The sequence below is a fragment of the Abyssibius alkaniclasticus genome, assembly GCF_020447305.1.
Classification (GTDB): domain Bacteria; phylum Pseudomonadota; class Alphaproteobacteria; order Rhodobacterales; family Rhodobacteraceae; genus Abyssibius; species Abyssibius alkaniclasticus.
In genome coordinates, this window is record NZ_CP095732.1 from 1,684,484 (window position 1) to 1,705,782 (window position 21,299).

Sequence of the window (21,299 nt, forward strand, 5' to 3'; positions counted from 1 at the left end):
GGCCTTAAAACGTGCCGGGCGGCGTTGCGCGGCGGCGTGCGGGGTTGAAAAACGGGCGTTTGGTGGGCGTGGCCTTCAGCATCAGCTTGACATATTGCAACTCGCGCAGGGCATAGACCTCGACCCAGAGGTTGCCGGATTTGGCATCGTCATAGGGGCGTTCAAGCTGGGCAATGGCAAGGTTGCGCTTGGTCGTGGGCGACCAGACAGCGGCGGTGATATGCCCAACCTCGTGCTTTTTATCGTGATAGATGATCGAGCCTTCGGTAGAGACATTGCCCTCGATATCCAGCCCCACCAGCGCCCATCTGGAACCTTTGGCCTTTTCCGCCAGCAGCGCGCGGCGCCCGTTGAAATGGCCCTTGTCCCAGTCGATCATCCAATCAAGCGCCAGCTCGAAGGGCGAGCGCACACGGTCTTCGCGCAGGGCCTGGTTGGCGGGAATGAAATCCATATTCGTAATGATGAACCCGGCCTCGATACGGGCCATATCCAGCGCATGTGTGCCGATCGGGCGAATGCCCCAAGGCGCGCCAGCCTCCATCAGCCCATCCCACAGCGCCAAAGCATCGGCAGGATCGCACCAAAGCTCGTAGCCCAGATCGCCGGTGAAGCCCGTGCGCGAAATGCGCAAATTGCCGCTTTCAAACGGCAGATCGACCATGCGAAAGGGTTTCAATGTATCAATAGCAAAGCCCATTTTGCGCAGAACATTGGCGCTGCACGGGCCTTGAAGCGACAGCGCGGCGATGTTTTCCGTCACCTCGGCAACAGTTACATTGTAACCGATGGCCGAGTCGCTCAGCCAGGGCAGATGCCGTTCCTGACAGCAAATCAGGAAGCTGTTTTCGGCCAGCCGGAACAGTGTGCCGTCATCCAGAATCTTGCCCGCATCATCGCACCATATGGTGTAATGCACCGCACCCACGGCAAGCTTGGCGACATTGCGCACGGTCAGCCGGTTGAGATAGGCAAGCGCATCGGGCCCCTGCACGGCGTATTTGACCATCGGGGTCAGGTCATAGACACTCGCGCCGTTGCGAATGGCGGTATATTCCATTTCAGGGTCGTCATAGGCCAGCGCGGAGATATAGCCGCCCCAGTTGCCCCATTCGGCCAGCACATTCGCGGCCTCCATACGCGGGTAAAAGACCGAGCGTTGCAGCGGTTGTTTGTAATGCTGGTTCATGCGCCGCCCTTTCCCGACAGAATGCGCGTGGCCGCGTTCCAGCCCGCCGCGCCGGAAATGCCGCCACCGGGGTGGCTGCCCGCGCCTGCCAGCCACAGGCCGGGCAGGGGGGTGGCATATTGCGCAGCATCGTAGGTGGGGCGCAAAAACAGCATGTTTTCAACGGCCAACTCGCCATGATGCCAGTTGCCGCCGACCATGCCGAAGCGCGCCTCGATGTCTTGTGGCATCAGCAATTCGGCATGGTCGACCAGCTTGCCAATGCCGGGCGCAAAGCGTTCGAGCATGGCCATAGAATTGGTCAGCATCTGCGCGCGCGCCGCCTCCAACCCGTCTTTCGGCGCGTGCGGGGCGAATTGCACGATGGCGGAAAGCTGGTGTTTGCCGTCGGGCGCGTGGCCGGATTCATGCGCCGAGGGGAGCGTGATTTCCATGACCGGCGCATCCGGCACCTCGCCGTATTTCACCGCGTTAAAGGCGTTTTCAACCGCGTTCACGCCCGGCGCGACAAGCAGGCGGGATTTCAGATCTGCCCCGCGAAAATCGGGTGCAGATTTCAGCGCCAGATGCAGCCGCGCCGCTGCCCCACGGCTTTTGGCACTGCGGATGCGGCGAAGGAATTCGGTGTCCAGATACGCGGGGCCAACCAGATCGAGCAGGGTGGTTTTGGGGCTGATGGCAGAGATGATTGTCTGCGCCATATACGTGTCGCCATTTTCCAGCCGCACACCGCTGGCACGGTCGTTTTGCACCAGAATCTGCGCGACCTTACTGTTACAATGTAACGTAACGCCCGCCGCCTCGGCTGCCTTTTGCATGGCGGCAGAGACCGCGCCCATGCCGCCCGCAGGCAGGGTTAGGGCGGCGGCTTTGCCGGCAGCGGAATTGGCCAGCCGGTTGAGCAGCAAGATCAGCGAATTGGGTGAACGCGGGCCAAGCCATGCGCCAAGCGTGGCATCAAAGGCCAGCGCGCCGCGCAAACGGTCATCACTCAGATCATCCTCAAGCACATCGGCGACATTGATCAGGATCATCCGCAAAAACTCGCGGAAATTCGCACGCCCAAGGCGGCGGATGCCCCAGCCAAGCTGGGCGAGCTTCACCATCGGGTTGCCAACGCCGCGCGCGATGCGCGGCGGGGTCAGCGCCTTGAACGGGGCCAGAACGCGGGCAAATTCGCTGAGTTTTGCGTGCAGTGCTTCATAGGCGGCGCGGTCCGCCTTGGCGCCATCGCCGGACAGCGCAGCACCGTTGATCGTGAGATGCGCGCCATCCTCGGACAACGCCACGGTATCAAGATCACGCGAAACATAGGCCAGCCCGTGGCTCTCCAGCCCCATGCCGCTGATCACCCGCGTATCGAGCGCGTGCAGAATATGCGCAAGGCTGGTCGGGTAGCCGGGGGCAAATTCGTAACCTGCGGCACCACCGCCTACGGCGGCGCCCGCCTCAAGCAGGCACACACGCGCGCCGGTTTGCGCCAGTTTGGTGGCACAGGCCAGACCGTTGGGGCCGGCCCCGATCACGATATGGTTAAAAGACGGCATAGGCATCGCTTATCTGGTTCGGGCCACGGGTTTCGCGCAGGATTTCGGCAGCGGCATTGCGCCCCGGCGCGCCCATCACCCCGCCGCCCGGATGGGTGGAGGAGCCACAGATCCACAAATCTTTGATGGGCGAGCGGTATTGCGCATAGCCCGGCACGGGGCGGTTGAACAAAAGCTGATCGAAGGTCAACTCGCCCTGAAAGATATTGCCCTCGGTCAGGCCAACCTCGGCCTCCAACTCGCGCGGGGTGCGCACTTCAGCATGAAGGATGAGGTTCTTGAAGCCGGGGGCGTAATCCTCGATCTGGTCGATCACCGTCTGGCCAAAGGCGTCGCGGTCGGCATCGGACCAGTCGCGGCCCTCGATTTTCGGCGGGGCATATTGCACGAAACAGCTCATGAAATGCTTGCCCGGCGGGGTCATCGTCGGGTCGATCATTGTGGGGATCATCATGTCCTGGAACGGGTCGCGGCTGAAATGGCCTGCCTTCCAGTCATCATAGGCGCGCTCCATCCGTTCGATGGAATCGGTGAAATGCAGATCGCCGCGATACATCGGCGCGCCTTCGGGCAGGGCGGTGAATTTCGGGGCAGCATCAAGCGCGATGTTGAGCTTGCCCGAGGAGCCGCGGATTTTGAAGTTTTTCACCTGCCGGACAAAATCGCCGGGCAGATCATCCTCGTCGACATGCTTGAGGAACGTGCGCTTCACATCCATGTTCGACACGATGCGGTTGCCCATATATGTGTCGCCATTCTCAAGCGCCACACCGTAGGCACGACCGTTTTTGACCAGCACCCTGGCCACGCCGGAACCTGCACGAATTTCGCCGCCCGCATCCTCGAACGAGTTCTTCAGCGCCTGCGTGATCGCCCCCATGCCGCCACGCGCAAAGCCCCAGGCGCCGACATTGCCATCGACATCGCCCATATAATGATGCAGCAGAACATAGGCCGAACCGGGCGACATCGGGCCAAGTGCTGTGCCGATAATGGCCGACACGGCGAGATAGCCTTTGATCACTGGGTTCTCGAAATACTCATCCAGATAGTCCGAAATACTCATCGTCCAGAAGCGGATCATCTCGTAGATCTGCCGTTCGGACATTTCGAAAACCTTGCGGCCCAGATAGGCCAGCTCGCCCAGGTCGCGCGGGCGCAAGCGGCTCGGGTCGGGCGGGGTGCGCATCAGAAGCGGGCGAATGAAGCGGCAATGGCGCATCACATCGCGCGAATAGCGGTCGTAAGCCTCGGCATCGCGCGGGGAATGGCGGGCAAATTCGCGGCGGTTCGCATCGTGGTTGCGATGGGTGGCCAGATAGCCGCCATCTTGTGTAAGCACGGCGCCACCCTCATAGGGCAGAATTTGCAGCCCGTATTTGGGCAGTTCCAGATCGCGCATGATCTCGGGGCGGAACAGGCTGCTGACATAGGAGCAGTTCGAATAGGTGAAGCCGGGGTAAAGGCTGCGCGACACGGCCGCACCGCCAACCCAGTCGTTCTTTTCGACAACCAGCACCGATTGCCCGGCCCGGGCCAGATAGCTGGCCGCAACCAGGCCGTTATGGCCGCCGCCAATGATGATGGTGTCATGGCGGCTCATGATCTGGCAGCATCCTCAAGGTCTTGCTGGGTTTGGTCCACGGCAATTTCCACGGCTTTCAGCGTGTCGCTCAGGCAGGATTGATCATGCGCTTCACACATAAACCAAGGCTCGCGGCTATCGGGTTCGACGATGATCCCCAGATCGTGCAAATGGTGGGCCATCGTGTCGTAGAAAGTATAGTCGGACTTTTTCCAATCGCGATAATTATCTGGCGCTTTTTCGGCGAAGAAAAGCCCGAACATGGAATCATGCCCGGTGAAGGAATGCACGATGTTGCGATCATCCAGAATTTTGGCGATGCCGTTTTGCAGGGTCTTGCCATAGGTCGCGAGGTTGGCCAGCGCGTCTGTTTCATCGAGAATGCGCAGGCATTCCTCGGCGGCGGCAATAGAGACCGAATGCGCCGTATAGGTGCCGCCATGCGCGGCGCCGTTATAGCCGAAGGTGCGCATCACATCCTCGCGCCCGGCGATGGCGGCAATCGGGTAGCCATTGGCCATAGCCTTAGCAAAGGTCGAGATATCGGGGATGACACCCAGCAGCGACTGGATGCCGCCGCGCGCCACGCGAAAGCCGGTTTTCACCTCGTCGATGATCAGCAGCACGCCGTATTCATCGCAGAGCTTGCGGGCAAGCCGCACATATTCGGGCGTGGCCAGAATGCCGCAGCAATTGCCCTGGATCGGCTCGATCAGCATGGCGGCCATTGTGTTGCCATAGCGGCGGAACACATCTTCGAGCCGCTGCATGTTGTTCATGGGCACCAGATGCGCAAGGGATTTCAGGGTTTGCGGAATGCCCTTGGAATAGGAGATTATGTCCGGGTCGCGGTTGGAGCCGGCCTCCCAATCCTCGACATCGGCCATCCACATGGCCGCGTCGAACAGCCCGTGATAGCCGCCTTCAACCAGCAGATAACTGTCGCGCCCGGTATGCGCGCGGGCCAGGCGCAGGGCGGCCATCACCGCCTCGGTGCCCGAGTTGGAATAGCGCACAAGGTCCATCCCCGGCACCATTTTGGCGATACGGTCGGCCACGGTCAGCTCGCGCTCGGTTGAAAGCGCAAACACGCCGCCCACCTCCATGCCCTTGCGGGCGGCGGCATCGACACGCGCATCGGCATAGCCGAGAATCGCGGGGCCATAGCCAAGCCGGTAGTCGACATAGCCATTGCCGTCGATATCCCAGATGCGCCCGCCCTTGCCGCGCGCCACATAGATCGTGCGATCATCGCCCCAATAGCGGAAAGACGAGGCCACGCCCAGCGGCAGGCGCTTGAGCGCGCGCTGAAACTGGGCATTGGATTTGGTAAGATTGCGCTGATCGGCGAGGGTCATAGACGGGTCCATAGAATGAGTTTTGGGGCGAAACAGGGTTCTGAAACGCGCATCGACAGCATCGCCGGATTTTGACTGGGCTGTCAATCAGAATTTTGACTGGATTGTCAGTCAGAATTATGACAGGCTGCAAGGTGCTGCAAAAAATGCTGTAAAACGTGGCAAAACCCGCTATATGCGCGCTGAAACCCCGCGCTGAAACCCAGCAGAACGAATGGCAGGACCACCCATGACCGAGGCCGCCGAAGCAAGCGAAACACAGCCGCCGCGCAAGGCCAGCCGCGATGCGCGGCGCACGCAGCTTATCGAATCGACCATTTCCACGCTGGCCGAGAAGGGCTATGCGCGCACCACACTGACCGATGTGGCGCTGCGCGCCGGGCTTTCGCACGGTTTGGTGAATTTCCACTTCAAGACCAAGGACAACCTGCTGTCGGAAACGCTGGTCTTTCTGGCCGAGGAATACCGCACCAACTGGACAAGCGCGATGGCGGCAGCAGGCCCGCACCCCGCAGCCCAGCTTCATGCGATGGTTGCCGCCGATTTTGCCCCGCAGATTTGCACGCATGAGCGGCTGTCAAGCTGGTGTGCCTTCTGGGGCGAGGCGCAGAGCCGCCCGCTTTATCAACAGCATTGCGGCAACAATGATCAGCACCATATGGACGTGATGGAAGGGTTGTGCGCCGCCCTGCTGAACAGGCTCGGGCGCGACGATAACGCCCAGTATATTGCCCGCGTCATCCGCACCTGTAGCGACGGTGTCTGGCTGGAAATGATCAATATGACAGCGCCCTATGCGCGCGAGGAAGGCAAGCGCACCCTGCTGACCTGCCTTGCGGCCTTCTTCCCCGAATTCTTCACCCCCGATGGGATGCGCCCGCTAGACGGTGTGCAGGTATAGGTCGTAATCGACCTCGGAGATTGTGCGCGCCACGCGGGCATATTCCGCCGCCTTGATGGCGGTAAAGGTGCGGTGCATGTCCGCCCCCAGCGCGGATTTCAGAAAGTCGGAGTCGCGCGCCGCCGTCAGCGCCGCGCGCCAGTCGTTTGGAATGTCCGGCGCGTCCTGCCCGTCCTCATAGCCGTTGCCGGTGGTTTCGGGGCCGGGGTCTATCTTGTTGGCCAGCCCGTGGCGAATGCCCGCCAGCACGGTGGCGCCGACCAGGTATGGGTTGGCATCCACCCCCGACGGGCGGTGTTCGATGCGCCGCGCGGCGGCATCGCCCGCCGGAATGCGCAGCGCAACTGATCGGTTATTCACCCCCCATGTGGGGGAAACCGGCGCGTAAGACTGGTTGGCAAAGCGCCGCCAGCTATTGGCGTGGGGGGCGAAGACCAACATGCTTTCGCCCATCGTGGCGCGCAGCCCGCCTAGCGCATGGCGGATGGCCTCGTTCCAGTCGCCGCCTCGGGTTTCGGCAAAAATATTGCGGCCCGCATCATCCTGCATGGAAACGTGCAGATGCATCCCCGAACCTGCATAGGCCTCAACCGGTTTGGCCATGAAACAGGCGGTGACGCCATGCGCACGGGCCTGCGCGCGCACGATGCGCTTGAGGCGGATCAGGTCATCGGCGGCCTGCATGATGTTTGTGCGGTAATGCAAGGTAAGCTCATACTGGCCGGGGGCGTATTCCGAAATCATGGTTTCGGCCTGAATGCCCGCCGCATCGGCGCCGGCATAGATGTCGGAAAACAGCGGTAACATCCCGTGCAGATGGTCGACCGAATAGACCTCGGTTTTGTGGCTGGCACGGCCATCCAGCACATCGCGGGCGGGCTGCACGCGGCCGCTCGAATCCCGCTCATTGGCGAGCAAAAAGAACTCCAGCTCGAAGGCGCCGGCCGGGTGCAGCCCCTCGGCGGCCAGCGCATCAACCTGGCGCTGCATGGCGTGGCGCGGATCCGATGTGATGGGGCTGCCGTTGAGCGCATACATGCTCATCAACACCTCGGCGCGGGGCGGCTTGGTGTTGTGCAGCGGTTTGAGCGTGCCGGGAATTGGCCAGCTCTGCACATCGCCATCGCCACTATCCCAGATCAGCCCGGTTTCATGCACATCCTCGCCGCAGATATCGAGGCCAAGAATGGAAATCGGGTAATTGCGGCCGTTCTTGTAGACGCTGAGCAATTCGTGGCGGCGGATGATCTTGCCCCGGCCAATGCCGTTGGAATCGTGCAGCACAAGGTCGATGGATTCAATTTCGGGATGCGCGGCCAGAAAGGCTTCGGCCTCGGCAATGCTGCTGCCCGAAGGGCTGGATGTGTCGCTCATGAAACTCTCGGTCAAACGGGGGAAAGCGGGCAATTGGCCAGCCATATCCCAGCCGCACAAGCGCAGCAAGGGCCGTGCTAGCGCCAGTGATATTGCGGCACGTGATAGCCGATATCTTCAGATACCTGATAACGTGCGCCGCAGTTTGTGCATTGCACCAGCATTTCGCTATGGCCGGCAAAGCGCGTATCGCGCAGCAGCACAAACAGCCCGGTCTGGCGGCGCGGGTCGCCGCGGGCCGATTTGCATTGGCATTGGGCCGGGTCAGTCATTCAATTGGCCTTGCTCAGCAGGGTCTGGCTGTGTTCAAGCGCGGGCTCCAGCGGGGTTTGCAGCACGCCAAGCGCGGTTGGCCAGTAATGAGGAATGGCCTGCATCCGGGCCGATACGCTGGCGTGAAGCCTGTCGCCCCGGCCCGCACGAATATAACGCGGTTCGCGATACAGGAAAAACCGCGACACCCCGGCATAGGGGCCAAGCATGGGGGCGGTTGCATCGGTTTCAAACCGCGCGCGCCAGCCATCGGGCAGGGGCAGGCCGCAGCGCGCCGCGCGTTCCAGCATCCAGACCAGCGGAATGTTGGACAGCGGGCGCGAAGCCTTGGCGCCTTGCACCTGCCCGCCCACATCGGCATGGGCACCGGCAAACCAGACCTGTTCCATATGCCCCGACCAGCCCGGCACCGGGCGCCAGGGGATCGGCGTATAGGAACTGCGGTTCTCATCCAGCGCCAGCGCCTGAAACGCATTGCGGATAAGCGGTGAAAGCTGGTGGTTGTGAAAATCCGTGACCATTGGCGCAAGTCGCGACAGGATGGGATAGGGCAATCCCAGCGCCTTTACCGTATCCCAACAGCCGATCAGCTCGATGTTGACCGCAAAGCGATGCGTATAGCGGCGGGTAAAGACCCGGGCCGAGCGCGACAGGTGTTTGGTCTGGTAGTAGCGATAGGCCATCTCAACGCGGCGCGTATTCACATGCTCGGCGCGGATCAGCCCGACACGGTCGATCAGCCCGGCGATCGAGCGCACGGCATAGGCCCCGCGCGAATAGCCGAACAGCATGATCCGGTCGCCTGGCCGATAGTGTTCGCACAGATGTCTGTAGCCTTGGGTGATGGATTGGTTCACCTCCAGCCCCGAGGCCACATCGAGCCATTTGCGCCAGCCGCGCCCCTGCACGCCGGGGTCATATTTCAGGCAAATATCGGGGTTGTTGGCGCTGTTCAGCAGTTTGACAAGCAGCCCGGCATTGGTTTCCTGCCCGTCATCCATGCGCGACAGCGTGCCGTCAATCACATAGACATGGGTTTTGGGCGCGCTGCTCATCGCGGCCCGCAAATTTGCAGCGCGCTGTCATAGGCGGAAACCGGCATTTTTCCCCCGTTTACTGCCTGTCAGACTACGAGCTTGCGCAGCGCCGTCCAGCCCAAAATGCGCGCAGTTTCACGAAAGGCTGCGCACGGTCGCGGTTTCAAGCGCGCCATAGCCGTTGAACAAGGCCGTAAGCCCGATCACATAGGCGCCCATTGCTGAAAACAGGATATAGTCGCCCTCGGCCAAAGTGTCGGGCAGTTGCAGATCCAGCGGCAATTTGTCGATGGAATCACAGGTGGGGCCAAAGGCATGGCGCGCCACATGCTGGCCCTGGCGCGGCTTGCCAAGGCTGGTCAGCACGCGCTGGCCGCGCGGCAGGTCCATCGCCCTGAACTCGGCCAGCCCGCCATAAATTCCGTCATTCAGATAGACGGTATCGCCGCGCAAGGATTTGACGCGCACCGCAAGGCCAAAGGCCGAAGCGACCATTGCGCGCCCCGGCTCGCACGCCAGTTCCGGTGCTGTGTCAAAGGCCGACATGGCCTTGCGGATGGCGGCGAAATGCAGGTCGAGCTTCGGGGGGCCGCCGGCCGTATCGCAAGGAAACCCCCCGCCGACATTGAGCGCCCTGATCTTGACACCCGCGCGTTTGGCAATTTCGGCGGCGGCCTGAATATAGGTGGCATACGCCCCGGCATCTTCGCATTGCGTGCCGGGGTGGAAGGTCAGCGCGGGCTGCGCGCCGGTTGTGCCAACCGCTTGCAGCAGCAGCGCGGCCTGCTCTGGCGTTGCGCCGAATTTCGCGCCAAAATCATAAGCCGCCCCGGCCACCGGCAGTTTGAAACGCACGGCGATCTGGCTGTCTTTGGTGATATAGGGCAGAATTTTCTCAAGCTCGCCCAATGTATCGACCGACCAGCTTGCAATGCCCGCCGCCGCGGCTGTGGCAATTTCCGAGCGCGAGCGCACCGGGTTGTGGTAATGCAGCCGGATATCGGGCGAGAGCGAGCGGACGAGCGCGATTTCATCGGGCGAGGCCACGTCGAACCCGTCTATCCCGGATGCGACAAGCTGGGCCAGCACCCGCCTGTCCGGATTGGCCTTGACCGCATAGGTCACCAGGCCCGGAAAGCCCTGCCGGAAGCCCTGAAAGGCGGCATCGAGCGCCGAGGGCACGAAGAAATGCACCGGCTGGTCCGGGGTTGTCTTGGACAGGTAGGTGTCGGGTTTGTCCCAGACATGGTTATGCTCGGTCATCATCACCTCGGTCACTTTCGGGTTCAGCACGTGCTGCAAGGGCGATTCTGCCATGAATCTGCGTCGATATGACTGGACTTTATGACGAATAAACGAAATTCTTCGGGCGATATGACGAATCCAAAGGCGAAATGATGCTAGACCTTGACGAGACCGACCGGCGGATGCTGGCGCTGCTGGCCAGCAATGCCCGGCTTTCCGTAACGGCACTGGCGCGCGACCTTGGGATTGCGCGCACCACCGCGCAGGCGCGGCTCGACCGGCTGGAAAATCGCGGCATCATCGCGGGCTATTCCTTGCGCCTCTCGGACCGCGCGCGCGCGCAGGTTATCCGCGCCACGGTTCTGGTGCAGATCGAGCCGCGCAGCCAGGCGGGGATTTTGCGCGCGCTGGACCGTATGAGCGAGGTCGAGGCCGCCTATACCACCTCGGGCCGGTTTGACCTGACGCTTGAAGTCGCCGCCGCCAACCCCGAGGCGCTGGATGCCGCCCTTGACAGGATTGCCGCGCTGGTGGGCGTGCGCGGGCATGAAACGCTGGTGCATCTGTCCTCCAAGATCGAACGCCGCATCGGTTAGGCCTTTTCCTTGGCCCGCACAAAAGCTAAAACCCGCCGAGCCTGAACCTGCCGCCTGTGTCCGAACTGGAATGAATGATGACGATGGAAAAAACCTTTGATGCCGCCCGCGCCGAGCCGGCGATTTTTGCCCGCTGGATGGCGGCGAAAGCCTTTGCCGCCGGAGCGAATGCCAAGCCGGGGGCAGAACCGTTCTGCATTATGATTCCACCGCCCAACGTGACCGGCAGCCTGCATATGGGCCATGCCTTCAACAACACCTTGCAAGATATCCTCACCCGCTGGCACCGGATGCGCGGCTTTGATGTGCTGTGGCAGCCGGGGCAGGACCATGCCGGCATTGCCACGCAGCTTGTTGTTGAAAAGCAGCTTGCCGCTGCGGGCAATGAGGGCCGCCGCGAATTGGGGCGCGAGGCATTTGTGAACAAGGTATGGGCGTGGAAGGAGCAATCGGGCGGCACGATTGTGAACCAGCTTCAGCGCCTTGGCTGTTCGGCAGACTGGGACCGCAACGCCTTTACGATGGACAAGAATTTCCACGATGCCGTGCTGAAGGTCTTTGTCGACCTTTACAACAAGGGGCTGATCTATCGCGGCAAGCGGCTGGTCAACTGGGATCCGCATTTTGAAACGGCGATTTCCGATCTTGAGGTCGAGAATATCGAGCGTGACGGCCATATGTGGCATTTCAAATACCCGCTGGCTGGCGGGGAGACTTATGAATATGTCGAGAAGGATGAGGACGGGAATGTAACCCTGCGCGAGATGCGCGACTATATTTCCATTGCCACGACGCGCCCCGAAACCATGCTCGGCGATGGCGCGGTGGCCGTTCACCCCGATGATGAACGCTATGCGCCGATCGTCGGCAAGCTGTGCGAGATTCCGGTGGGGCCAAAGGCACATCGCCGCCTGATCCCGATCATCACCGACGACTATCCGGACATGAATTTTGGCTCCGGTGCTGTAAAAATCACCGGCGCGCATGATTTCAACGACTATGGCGTTGCGCAGCGCAACAACATTCCCTGCTATCGGCTGATGGACACCAAGGGCGCGATGCGCGCCGATGGTGCGCCCTATGCCGAGGAGGCTGGCAAGGCGGCTGCGATTGCGCAGGGCGGTGAATTTACCGTTGAAAGCGTGGATGCCATCAACCTTGTGCCTGACGAGTTTCGCGGGCTCGACCGGTTTGAGGCGCGCAAACGCGTGGTTGAAGCCATCAACGCCGAGGGACTTGCCGTGATGGTCGCCAACCCCGATGCAGCAGCACAAGCCGCCCCGGCCCCCGAGCCGGGGCCTCTACCGAGCGGCACAGAGGCCCCGGATCAAGTCCGGGGCGGCGCAGGGGATGTGCCCGCGCTCATTCCCCATGTTGAAAACAAAAAGATCATGCAGCCCTTTGGTGACCGCTCCAAGGTGATCATCGAACCGATGCTGACGGATCAGTGGTATGTTGATGCCGCCAAACTGGCTGGCCCGGCGATGGATGCGATTAACGAAGGCCGCACGCAGATTTTGCCGGAGCGGGAGAAGAAGGTTTATTTCCATTGGATGGAGAATATCGAGCCTTGGTGCATCTCGCGGCAATTGTGGTGGGGGCATCAGGTGCCGGTTTGGTATGACGAAGATGGCAAGGAATATTGCGCCGCCAGCGAAGCGGAAGCACAAAGCATGGCCGGCGGCAAAACGCTGACCCGCGACCCCGACGTTCTCGACACTTGGTTCTCTTCCGGCCTCTGGCCCATCGGCACGCTGGGCTGGCCGAATGATACCGAGGAGATGAAGCGCTATTTCCCGACCTCGGTGCTGATCACCGGCTTTGACATTCTGTTCTTCTGGGTCGCGCGCATGATGATGATGCAGCTTGAGGTGGTCGATAAGGAACCCTTCCACACCATCTATCTGCACGCCCTGGTGCGCGATGAGAAGGGCGTGAAAATGTCCAAGACCTTGGGCAATGTCATCGACCCGCTGGATGTGATTGACGAGTTCGGCGCCGATGCGCTGCGCTTCACCATGACCTCTATGGCAGCACTTGGCGGCACGCTGAAGCTTTCCACCGAGCGCATTGCAGGCTATCGCAATTTCGGCACCAAACTGTGGAATGCCGCGCGATTTGCCGAGATGAACGAATGCAAACCGGTCGTAGGGTTCGACCCCAAAGCCACCACACAAACCGCCAATAAGTGGATTGTGGGCGAGACGGCGCGGGCGCGCGCGGCGGTGGATGCCGCCTATGACAGCTATCGTTTCAACGAGGCCGCGCTGGCGCTTTATGCCCATGTGCGCGGCACGTTCTGCGACTGGTATGTCGAGTTTGCCAAGCCGCTGCTGCAATCTGATGACGCGGCCGTGGTCGCCGAAACCCGCGCCACAATGGCCTGGGCGCTCGACCAATGCCTGATTTTGCTGCACCCGATCATGCCCTATATGACCGAGCAGTTGTGGGGCGATATTGCACAGCGGCCCAAAATGCTGGTGCATACCGACTGGCCCAGCTACAGCGAAGCGGATTTCGCCGATGACGCGGCCGACAAGGAAATGCGCTGGGCGATTGGGCTGATCGAGCAGATCCGCTCGGTCCGCGCGGAAATGCATGTGAATGCGGGCGCGAAAATCCCCATGCTGCGCCTGTCGCTGGATGAGGCGGGGCGCGCGGCCTATGCACGCAACGCGGTGCTGATTGAACGCTTGGCGCGCATTGCCAGCGTGGCCGATGTTGAAACCGCCCCGAAAGGTGCGATCACGCTGCCGGTTGAAGGTGGGGCGTTTTGCCTGCCGCTGGGTGATATCATCGACGTGGCGGCCGAAAAGGCGCGGCTCGAAAAATCCATCGCCAAGCTGGGCGGTGAAATGGGCGGGCTGGAGAAGAAGCTTTCAAACGAAAAGTTCATCGCCAATGCGCCCGAAGAGGTTGTGGCCGAAAACCGCGAGCGGCTGGCGCAGGCCGCCGATGAAATGGGCAAATTGCGCGCGGCGCTAGATCGGATGGCGGCAATTGGCTAGGCTTTGGCGAATCGCGCAGCCACAAGGGGGCAAATCATGCGGATTTTCAGGGCGGTGTTCATATTTACCGCATTCGGGCTGGTCGCCTATCTGGTGGTCAGCGGCAGGATGAGCGCCTATGCGGCTGAAAGCGGCTCGGCCAATTTTCAGGACCTGATGGCCAGAACCGAAGAAAATATCGGGCTGACGCTGGCCAGCACGGTGATAATGGGCATTGGCGGTGTGCTGGCCTTTTTGTCGATGATCTTTTCCAGCAATCGTTAGGGGGCGTTGTGGCGCAGATGCAGAAAATTGGCCTGGGCACATGGCCGCTGAAGGATTCGCTTTGCCGTGAGGTGGTTGCAACCGCGCTGGAGCTTGGCTATCGCCATATCGACACCGCGCAGATGTATGCCAATGAAGCGGCAGTCGGCCAGGGCATTGCCGATGCCGGGCTCGAGCGGGACGCGCTGTTTGTGGTCACGAAAATCTGGCCATCATCATTTGAGGACGGCACGGCGCTGGAACGCGCGCGCGCCAGTATTGCAGCACTTGGCGTTGGCGCGGTCGACCAGCTTCTGGTGCATTGGCCCAACCCGCGCCTGAAGGTTGCGCAGATCATTGAAACCCTGCAAGCGGCGCGCGATGAGGGGCTGGCGCACAGCATCGGTGTGTCGAACTTCCCCTCTGCGCTGATGGCCGAGGCGGCGGCGCTGGACACGATTGCCACCAATCAGGTGGAGTTCCACGCCCTGCTTGACCAGCGCAAATTGCTGGCCGTGGCCAATGATCTTGGCATTCGCCTGACCGCCTATATGCCGATTGCGCGCGGCAAGGTGCCAGAGCATCCGGTGGTGCAGGAGATCGCCGCCGCCCATAGCGCGCAGCCCGCACAGGTGGCGCTGGCATGGGTCATGGCCAAGGGGGTGACGCCGATCTGCATGTCGACCAAGCGCGCCAATCTGGCTAGCAATCTTGGGGCTTGCGACCTTGCGCTTTCGCCCGATGAGATTGCAAGGATCGACGCACTGTCCAGCCCCAGCCAGCGGTTTTGCGAGCGCGACAGCGACAATCCGGACTGGGACAATTGATGAAACCCCCAAGCCTGAGCCCCCTGGCTGAAACCCTGCCCGATTCCGTGCCGTTCGTCGGCCCCGAAACGCAGGAACGCGCGCGCGGCAAGGGGTTTGTGGCCCGGCTTGGCGCGAATGAAAGCCTGTTCGGCCCGTCGCCTGCCGCCATTGCCGCCATGCAGCGTGCCGCGCGCGATGTCTGGATGTATGGCGATGCCGAAAGCTACGATCTGCGCCACGCGCTTGCCGCGCATCATGGTATTGGCTTTGACAATATCGTTGTGGGCGAGGGGATTGATGCGCTTCTTGGCACGCTGGTGCGGCTGATGGTGGCTGAAGGCGACCGGGTTGTCACATCGGACGGGGCCTACCCGACCTTCAACTACCATGTGGCGGGCATGGGCGGGCAGCTTGAAAAGGTGCCTTATACCGATGACCGTGAAGACCCGGCGGCGCTGGTGGCGCGGGCGCGCGCGGTGGGTGCGCGGCTGATCTATCTGTCCAACCCCGACAATCCGATGGGCACGTGGCATGATGCGCCAACCATAGCGGCAATGATCGACAGCCTGCCGGATAACTGCCTGTTGTGTTTGGATGAAGCCTATATCGAAATGGCCCCGCAGGGCACGGCACCGGCCTTTGATTGCGATGATCCACGGGTGATCCGGATGCGCACGTTTTCCAAAGCCTATGGCATGGCGGGCGCGCGCATTGGCTATGCGGTTGGGGCGGCGCACATGGTGCGGGCCTTCAACAAGCTGCGCAACCATTTTGGTGTGAACCGCATCGCACAGGCGGGTGCGCTGGCGGCCTTGGCCGATGATGCCTATCTGGCCGATGTGTTGGGCAAGATCGAAGCCGCCAAGGCGCGGATTGCCGAAATTGGCCGCGCCAACGGGCTGGTGCCGCTGCCCTCGGCCACCAATTTCGTGACGCTCGATTGCGGGCGCGATGGCGATTATGCCCGTGCCTTGGTGGCCGCGCTGGCGGCTGAAGATATTTTCGTGCGGATGCCCTTTGCCGCGCCGCAAAACCGCTGCATTCGCATTTCTGCCGGGCCGGATGATGCGCTGAATGCACTTGCCGCCGCGCTGCCGCGTGCTTTGGACAAGGTGAAATAACCATGCTGCGCCCCGAAATCCTGACCGCCGAAGCCTTTGCGCCGTTTGGCGATGTGATCGAGGCCAGGCCAGACTCGGCGGTCGAGATCAACGCCGGATACACCACGCGCTTTCATGCGCTGGCGCAGGTTCAAACCGATGATGCGGCGATCATTTCGATCTTTCGCGGCCGCCCCCGCGCGTTGGAAGCTGCGATGCTCGAATGCCACCCGCTTGGCAGCCAGGCCTTTGTGCCGCTTGGCGGGCAGGCGTGGCTGGCTGTTGTGGCCGAAACGCCCGATGCCAGTGCCTTGCGCGCGTTCTACTGCCGGGGCGATCAGGGTGTGAACTATCGCGCGGGCGTCTGGCACCACCCGCTTCTGGTGCTGGGCGCTGCGCAAGATTTTCTGATTGTCGACCGCGCGGGCCGGGGGCCGAACCTGCAAGAGGTGTTTTTCGACCCCGTCGCCATTGCCGCAGCACCTTAGGCGTTGGCGGCAATCACCTGCACGGCGGCATCAACCCCGCCCGCACCATGCGCGATACCACAGGCGATAAGCCCGGCCTGCAAGCTGGACAGCCCGCCCAGCAGCATGGGCGGGTTCATATGGCCCATATGACCAATGCGAAAGGCATGTGCGCCATTGCCGAATTCGGGCGTGTCAAAACCAATGGGCTTGCCCAGGGTCAGCCCGGTTTTATGGCGCAGCCATTTTTGCAGCGCGAAACAATCAACCCCCTTCGCGCGCACCGCCGTTACCGCGCGAGAACGATGCGCGCGGTTGGCAACATTCAGGCGCAAAGGCCCGGCAGTGCCCCAGGCCTCGACCGCCGCCCAAACGGCTTGTGCGAAAATCTCATGGCGGCGAAAGACATTCTCCATCCCCTCGGCCAGCAGCAGGTTCAGGGCTTCGCGCTGCGCATACAGCAGATGCGTGGGCGTGGTGCCAAAGAAATACTGGTAATACAGGCCCGGATTGGCGCGATCGGTCCAATCCCAATAGGGGGCGCGGTCGGGTTTCGGGCGGGCGCGGGCTTCGGCCTTTTCATTGTAGAACACATAGGCAATGCCCGGCGGGCACATCAGCCCCTTTTGGCTGGCGGTCAGCATGACATCGACCCCCCAGGCATCCATTTCAAAGCGTTCGCAGGCAAAGGAGGCGACGCAATCAACCATCAGCAGCGCCGGGTGGCCAGCCGCATCCAAAGCGGCGCGCAGTGCGGGAATGTCGTTGCTGGCGGAACTGGCCGTGTCGGTCTGTGTGCAGAACACCGCCTTGATGCCGTGGGTGGCATCGGCGCGCAGCGTTTCGGCCAGAACCGCAGCATCGGCGGCGCGGTCGGTGCCAAAATGCAGGTAAGATACTTCAATGCCCATCCGCTCGGCCACATTCGCCCAGCTTTGCGCAAAATTGCCGGTATGCACGACAAGCGCCTTCTCGCCGGGGGCAAAGACATTCTCAAGCGCCGCTTCCCAGGCGCCGTGGCCATTGGCGATATACATGGCAAGTTGGTGGCGGGTTCCGGCTATCGTTTTAAGGTCGGTCACGATGCTTTCGGTCAGGTCCACGATCGGGCCGTCATAAATGCTGGGAGCGGCGCGCATCATGGCGGCCAGCACCGAATCGGGCATGACCGACGGGCCGGGGGTGAGGTAAAGGTCGCGACCAAATGACAATGACATGGAATTCCCCAGGAAGTTTCGTGGCTGACATTATCCGGCAGCGCCGTGGCGTCAAGCGGCGGTTGTGATGCGGGCTTTGCGCGAATATGTAGGGGCGTGGCAATTGGAGTGCGGCGGATGAACAGCTATAAACGGTTATGGCGCGGCTGGATGCGGCGCTATCTCGGTGCGGTGCTTCTGGCGCTTCTGGGCATTGTCGTATCGGCGGCGGCCTCGGCGGGCTATGCCAAGATCATCCAGCTGATTATTGCGGCGTTCGAGGTGAAGTCGGTCTCTGTCATCTGGTGGGGGCCGCTTTTGGTGCTGGCGCTGACCACATCCAAAGGCATGGGCACATGGCTTTACCAATGGTCAAGCGGCGGGGCCTTGGCCCGCGCCGAGGCCGATTTGCAGGGCGATATGTATGCCAAGCTGGTGAATGCCGATCTTGACCGTTTGCAAACCGAAGCTCCCGCCGGGCTGGCCAGCCGCTTCACCGCCGACATTCAGCTTGTGCGCCTGTCGGTGGCGCAGATCTTTCAGGGTATATCTTCGGTGCTGATCCTGGTGTTCACCGTGTTTGCCATGCTCACGATTGATGCGATTACAACGGCCACGCTGGTCGCGTTGTTCGCGCTGGCCGTGCTGCCGGTCAACCGGCTGGGCACGCGCGCGCATCTGCTTTCGCGCGATACACAAAAGCAGGTGGCACAGCTTACCGGCGATGTGGCCGAGGCGCTGGACGGTATCCGCATGGCGCGCACCTATCAGCTGGAACAGCATTTGCAGAGCGGCGCGCGCGGAGTGTTTGGGCGCTTGCGCGAGTTGAAGCTGGGGCTGATTTCGGCAGAAAGCCGCATCGCCCCGATGATGGAAACCTTTTCCGGCCTTGCGATTGCGGGCCTCTTGGTGATTGTCGGATGGCGGCTGAATGCCGGGGCCACGAGCCTTGCGAATTTCATGGCGCTGATGACCGGCTTTGGCGTGATCAGCCAGCCCGCCCGCCATCTGGGCAAAACCTTTGCATTGGCGCGGCAGGGCGAGGCGGCGCTGGAACGCATTTTCGCGCTGCTCGATCTGGAGCAACTTATAGCCGACCGTCCGGGCGCGACGACCATTGGCCGCGCCAAGGGTGGGCTGGAGTTCAAAAATGTCGGTTTTCGCTACCCTGCCGGGCAGGGGGCGCTGGATGATCTGAACCTGAATATCGCACCGGGGCAGAAGGTGGCCTTTGTGGGCCGCTCCGGCGCGGGCAAGTCGACCGTGTTCAACCTGCTGCCGCGCCTGTTTGATGTAACCGAGGGTGCAATCCTGCTGGATGGACTGGATTTGCGCGACCACACGCTGGCCAGTCTGCGCCAGAATATCGCAATGGTCAGCCAGGATTCGGTGCTGCTGTCGGGCAGCATCGGCGCCAATATCGGCTTTGGCAAACAGGGCGCCACGCCCGACGAGATTATCGCGGCGGCCAGGGCGGCGGCGGCGGATGGGTTCATTTCGCGCTTGCCCGATGGCTATGACACCGTGGTCGGCCCCGGGGCCAGCGCGTTTTCGGGCGGCGAGCGCCAGCGGCTTTCCATCGCGCGGGCCATTTTGCGCGATGCCCCGATCTTGCTGCTGGACGAGCCGACAAGCGCCCTGGATGCCGAAAGCGAGGCTGCGATCAAAGCCGCGCTCGACGGGCTGTCCAAAGGGCGCACAACGCTGGTGATTGCGCATCGACTTGCGACGATTCTGGATGCCGAATGCATTGTGGTCATGGACCGTGGCCGCGTGGTGGAAACCGGAAAACACGCCGATTTGCTGGCCGAAGGCGGGCTATATGCCGAGCTTTACCGCTTGCAGTTTTCCGAAGGCGCATAGGCGGCGGCCAGGTTTTCGGGCTTCGCACCGCATAGGTAGCGGGCAAGCAGCCACAGGTTGCGCGCCGCGCGGCGCAGCCAACCCTGCCTTTGGTATTTATCGGCAGCGGTAAGCGCGGTGGCAGGCAGCATTGTGAGCCGCCCGCGCAAGGCGCGCGCAATCGCGACATCCTCCATCAGCGGAATGGGCTTATAGCCGCCAATTTCGGTGTAAAGCTTGCGCGAGATCAACAGGGCCTGGTCGCCATAGGGCAGGCCAAACGCGCGGCTGCGCAGGTTTGCACCCCCCGCCACAAGCCGCGCCATAAGGCCGGGCGCATCAAAGCGCAGCCTGAAACAGGCGGCGCGGTTGGGGCCGCGCGCGATATGCGCGGCAACCGCGCCCGCCCAGCCGGGTTGCAACACCGTGTCGGCATGTAGAAACAACAACCACTCGGCGCGCGCCATCGCGGCCCCCGCACCAAGCTGCTGGCCACGGCCTTTCGCGTCGCGCAGAAAGGCCGCGCCAAGCTCATCGGCCACGGTCTCGATCGCGTCCACACTGCCACCATCGCTGATGATCAACTCGGCAATCAGCCCCGTATCCAGCCCTTCGGCAAGCGCGGCAACGCTTTGGCCCAGCCGGGGCAGGGCGTTGAACGTGGGAATGATCACAGAAAGCGGTGCGGGCATTGTTGACCTGACGGGCTGCGCCTATATTGACCCTGCATAGCCGAAGCGGGGATGAAATGGAAACCACAGCCTATCACGACACGAATGCCGCAATTTTGGCCGTGCGCGGGGCAGATGCGGAAGGCTTCTTGCAAGGGCTGATCACCAATGACGCCAAGGCGGGCACGCCGTTTTATGCGGCAATCCTGAGCCCGCAAGGCAAGTATTTGTTTGACTTTATTGCGATGCGCGATGGTGAGGGGTTTTTGCTGGAGGTCGCAGCAAGCGCGGCTCAGGCGCTGCTTGCGCGGCTGACCATGTATAAGCTGCGCGCAAAGGTCACGGTCGAGGCGTGCGATCTGATCGTGCTGCGCGGCTTTGGCGCGCCCCGGCATGGCGGCTTTCCCGACCCGCGCCATGCCGCGATGGGCTGGCATGGCTTTGTGCCGGCGGGCGACTATCCCAAGCTGCCCGATGGGTATTTTGATGTGGCGCGGGTGGAAAACCTTGTGCCGCAGGCGGGCATCGAGCTGCAAAGCAACGAAAGCTACATTCTGGAAATGGGCTTTGAAAGGCTGAATGGCGTGAGCTTCAAGAAGGGCTGCTATGTCGGCCAGGAGGTGACGGCGCGCATGAAGCACAAGACCGAACTGCGCAAGGGATTGGTGCGGCTGAAGCTTGAAGGCGCGGCCCCGATTGGTGCCGATATCAGCCGCGATGGCCGCACAATCGGCAAGGTTTACACCCAGGCGGGTGGCCATGCGCTGGCCTATCTGCGCCACGATCTGGCCGGCCCGGATATGGTTGCGGGCGATGCCAGACTGGCGCTTGAAGTGGCGTAACCGGCCCCCGAAAGGG

19 protein-coding genes are annotated in these 21,299 nt (G+C 61.9%); 9 read left to right on the forward strand and 10 right to left on the reverse strand.

All coding sequences use genetic code 11. The features are described from left to right. Nucleotides 1–4: 4 nt before the first annotated feature. The 4 genes from LGT41_RS08390 to LGT41_RS08405 are packed head-to-tail and all read right to left on the reverse strand — an operon-like array spanning nt 5 to nt 5,679. Complete coding sequence (locus LGT41_RS08390) at nt 5–1,189, reverse strand: aminomethyl transferase family protein (RefSeq protein ID WP_274126421.1); 1,185 nt, start codon at nt 1,187–1,189, stop codon at nt 5–7. Beyond that, a complete protein-coding gene (locus LGT41_RS08395) occupies nt 1,186–2,736 on the reverse strand; it encodes a phytoene desaturase family protein (protein WP_274126422.1) in 1,551 nt (516 codons plus the stop codon). Before LGT41_RS08395 ends, LGT41_RS08390 begins: the two co-directional genes overlap by 4 nt. Beyond that, the gene (locus LGT41_RS08400; RefSeq protein ID WP_274126423.1) at nt 2,723–4,339 is read right to left on the reverse strand and encodes a phytoene desaturase family protein; all 1,617 of its coding nucleotides are present in this window, start codon (nt 4,337–4,339) and stop codon (nt 2,723–2,725) included. Before LGT41_RS08400 ends, LGT41_RS08395 begins: the two co-directional genes overlap by 14 nt. After that, entirely contained in the window at nt 4,336–5,679 is a 1,344-nt protein-coding gene (locus tag LGT41_RS08405; RefSeq protein ID WP_274126424.1) for an aspartate aminotransferase family protein, read from the reverse strand. The genes LGT41_RS08400 and LGT41_RS08405 overlap by 4 nt, the downstream gene beginning before the upstream one ends. Before the next feature lie 214 nt (nt 5,680–5,893). Between LGT41_RS08405 and LGT41_RS08410 the strand changes: the two genes are divergently transcribed. After that, entirely contained in the window at nt 5,894–6,580 is a 687-nt protein-coding gene (locus LGT41_RS08410) for a TetR family transcriptional regulator (RefSeq protein ID WP_274126425.1), read from the forward strand. On the opposite strand, the gene LGT41_RS08415 is transcribed toward LGT41_RS08410, so the two are convergent. From LGT41_RS08415 to LGT41_RS08430, 4 genes are all read right to left on the reverse strand, one after another. Beyond that, nucleotides 6,560–7,954: a glutamine synthetase family protein gene (locus LGT41_RS08415; RefSeq protein WP_274126426.1), complete on the reverse strand. Its 1,395-nt coding sequence runs from the start codon at nt 7,952–7,954 to the stop codon at nt 6,560–6,562. The genes LGT41_RS08410 and LGT41_RS08415 overlap by 21 nt on opposite strands. A 77-nt stretch (nt 7,955–8,031) precedes the next feature. Further along, a complete protein-coding gene (locus LGT41_RS08420; protein ID WP_274126428.1) occupies nt 8,032–8,226 on the reverse strand; it encodes a hypothetical protein in 195 nt (64 codons plus the stop codon). After that, complete coding sequence (locus LGT41_RS08425) at nt 8,227–9,282, reverse strand: DUF2235 domain-containing protein (RefSeq protein ID WP_274126429.1); 1,056 nt, start codon at nt 9,280–9,282, stop codon at nt 8,227–8,229. 117 nt (nt 9,283–9,399) lie between these two features. Further along, nucleotides 9,400–10,581, reverse strand: a complete 1,182-nt coding sequence (locus tag LGT41_RS08430; RefSeq protein ID WP_274126430.1) for a type III PLP-dependent enzyme domain-containing protein — start codon at nt 10,579–10,581, stop codon at nt 9,400–9,402. Between the two features lie 80 nt (nt 10,582–10,661). On the opposite strand from LGT41_RS08430, the gene LGT41_RS08435 reads away from it, so the two are divergent. From LGT41_RS08435 to LGT41_RS08460, 6 genes are all read left to right on the forward strand, one after another. Then, complete coding sequence (locus tag LGT41_RS08435) at nt 10,662–11,105, forward strand: Lrp/AsnC family transcriptional regulator (RefSeq protein ID WP_274129694.1); 444 nt, start codon at nt 10,662–10,664, stop codon at nt 11,103–11,105. Nucleotides 11,106–11,182: 77 nt separating this feature from the next. Continuing rightward, complete coding sequence (locus LGT41_RS08440) at nt 11,183–14,113, forward strand: valine--tRNA ligase (protein WP_274129695.1); 2,931 nt, start codon at nt 11,183–11,185, stop codon at nt 14,111–14,113. Between the two features lie 36 nt (nt 14,114–14,149). Beyond that, entirely contained in the window at nt 14,150–14,377 is a 228-nt protein-coding gene (locus LGT41_RS08445) for a hypothetical protein (RefSeq protein ID WP_274126431.1), read from the forward strand. Nucleotides 14,378–14,394: 17 nt separating this feature from the next. Then, nucleotides 14,395–15,183, forward strand: coding sequence for an aldo/keto reductase (locus tag LGT41_RS08450; RefSeq protein WP_274126432.1), 789 nt, complete (start codon nt 14,395–14,397; stop codon nt 15,181–15,183). Further along, nucleotides 15,183–16,286: a pyridoxal phosphate-dependent aminotransferase gene (locus LGT41_RS08455; protein WP_274126433.1), complete on the forward strand. Its 1,104-nt coding sequence runs from the start codon at nt 15,183–15,185 to the stop codon at nt 16,284–16,286. Before LGT41_RS08450 ends, LGT41_RS08455 begins: the two co-directional genes overlap by 1 nt. 2 nt (nt 16,287–16,288) lie before the next feature. Continuing rightward, nucleotides 16,289–16,753: an ureidoglycolate lyase gene (locus LGT41_RS08460; RefSeq protein ID WP_274126434.1), complete on the forward strand. Its 465-nt coding sequence runs from the start codon at nt 16,289–16,291 to the stop codon at nt 16,751–16,753. On the opposite strand, the gene LGT41_RS08465 is transcribed toward LGT41_RS08460, so the two are convergent. Next, nucleotides 16,750–17,949 carry a pyridoxal-phosphate-dependent aminotransferase family protein gene (locus LGT41_RS08465; RefSeq protein WP_274126435.1) on the reverse strand — a complete coding sequence of 400 codons (1,200 nt, stop codon included), beginning with the start codon at nt 17,947–17,949 and terminating at the stop codon, nt 16,750–16,752. The two genes, LGT41_RS08460 and LGT41_RS08465, sit on opposite strands and share 4 nt — an antisense overlap. Nucleotides 17,950–18,066: 117 nt before the next feature. On the opposite strand from LGT41_RS08465, the gene LGT41_RS08470 reads away from it, so the two are divergent. Continuing rightward, on the forward strand, nt 18,067–19,791 hold the full coding sequence (locus tag LGT41_RS08470) for an ABC transporter ATP-binding protein (RefSeq protein WP_274126436.1): 1,725 nt from the start codon (nt 18,067–18,069) through the stop codon (nt 19,789–19,791). On the opposite strand, the gene LGT41_RS08475 is transcribed toward LGT41_RS08470, so the two are convergent. After that, nucleotides 19,761–20,462, reverse strand: coding sequence for a TIGR04283 family arsenosugar biosynthesis glycosyltransferase (locus LGT41_RS08475; protein ID WP_274126437.1), 702 nt, complete (start codon nt 20,460–20,462; stop codon nt 19,761–19,763). The two genes, LGT41_RS08470 and LGT41_RS08475, sit on opposite strands and share 31 nt — an antisense overlap. Nucleotides 20,463–20,518: 56 nt before the next feature. Here LGT41_RS08475 and ygfZ point away from each other — a divergent pair, with 56 nt between their 5' ends. Then, nucleotides 20,519–21,283, forward strand: a complete 765-nt coding sequence (gene ygfZ, locus LGT41_RS08480; protein ID WP_274126438.1) for a CAF17-like 4Fe-4S cluster assembly/insertion protein YgfZ — start codon at nt 20,519–20,521, stop codon at nt 21,281–21,283. Nucleotides 21,284–21,299: the final 16 nt, after the last annotated feature.

What these genes read in the sequence shown, in the direction of transcription:
- LGT41_RS08390 (WP_274126421.1), bottom strand. Translation starts at nt 1,189, where the DNA reads ATGAACCAGCATTACAAACAACCGCTGCAACGCTCGGTCTTTTACCCG.
- LGT41_RS08395 (WP_274126422.1), bottom strand. Translation starts at nt 2,736, where the DNA reads ATGCCGTCTTTTAACCATATCGTGATCGGGGCCGGCCCCAACGGTCTG.
- LGT41_RS08400 (WP_274126423.1), bottom strand. Translation starts at nt 4,339, where the DNA reads ATGAGCCGCCATGACACCATCATCATTGGCGGCGGCCATAACGGCCTG.
- LGT41_RS08405 (WP_274126424.1), bottom strand. Translation starts at nt 5,679, where the DNA reads ATGACCCTCGCCGATCAGCGCAATCTTACCAAATCCAATGCCCAGTTT.
- LGT41_RS08410 (WP_274126425.1), top strand. Translation starts at nt 5,894, where the DNA reads ATGGCAGGACCACCCATGACCGAGGCCGCCGAAGCAAGCGAAACACAG.
- LGT41_RS08415 (WP_274126426.1), bottom strand. Translation starts at nt 7,954, where the DNA reads ATGAGCGACACATCCAGCCCTTCGGGCAGCAGCATTGCCGAGGCCGAA.
- LGT41_RS08420 (WP_274126428.1), bottom strand. Translation starts at nt 8,226, where the DNA reads ATGACTGACCCGGCCCAATGCCAATGCAAATCGGCCCGCGGCGACCCG.
- LGT41_RS08425 (WP_274126429.1), bottom strand. Translation starts at nt 9,282, where the DNA reads ATGAGCAGCGCGCCCAAAACCCATGTCTATGTGATTGACGGCACGCTG.
- LGT41_RS08430 (WP_274126430.1), bottom strand. Translation starts at nt 10,581, where the DNA reads ATGGCAGAATCGCCCTTGCAGCACGTGCTGAACCCGAAAGTGACCGAG.
- LGT41_RS08435 (WP_274129694.1), top strand. Translation starts at nt 10,662, where the DNA reads ATGCTAGACCTTGACGAGACCGACCGGCGGATGCTGGCGCTGCTGGCC.
- LGT41_RS08440 (WP_274129695.1), top strand. Translation starts at nt 11,183, where the DNA reads ATGACGATGGAAAAAACCTTTGATGCCGCCCGCGCCGAGCCGGCGATT.
- LGT41_RS08445 (WP_274126431.1), top strand. Translation starts at nt 14,150, where the DNA reads ATGCGGATTTTCAGGGCGGTGTTCATATTTACCGCATTCGGGCTGGTC.
- LGT41_RS08450 (WP_274126432.1), top strand. Translation starts at nt 14,395, where the DNA reads ATGCAGAAAATTGGCCTGGGCACATGGCCGCTGAAGGATTCGCTTTGC.
- LGT41_RS08455 (WP_274126433.1), top strand. Translation starts at nt 15,183, where the DNA reads ATGAAACCCCCAAGCCTGAGCCCCCTGGCTGAAACCCTGCCCGATTCC.
- LGT41_RS08460 (WP_274126434.1), top strand. Translation starts at nt 16,289, where the DNA reads ATGCTGCGCCCCGAAATCCTGACCGCCGAAGCCTTTGCGCCGTTTGGC.
- LGT41_RS08465 (WP_274126435.1), bottom strand. Translation starts at nt 17,949, where the DNA reads ATGTCATTGTCATTTGGTCGCGACCTTTACCTCACCCCCGGCCCGTCG.
- LGT41_RS08470 (WP_274126436.1), top strand. Translation starts at nt 18,067, where the DNA reads ATGAACAGCTATAAACGGTTATGGCGCGGCTGGATGCGGCGCTATCTC.
- LGT41_RS08475 (WP_274126437.1), bottom strand. Translation starts at nt 20,462, where the DNA reads ATGCCCGCACCGCTTTCTGTGATCATTCCCACGTTCAACGCCCTGCCC.
- ygfZ (WP_274126438.1), top strand. Translation starts at nt 20,519, where the DNA reads ATGGAAACCACAGCCTATCACGACACGAATGCCGCAATTTTGGCCGTG.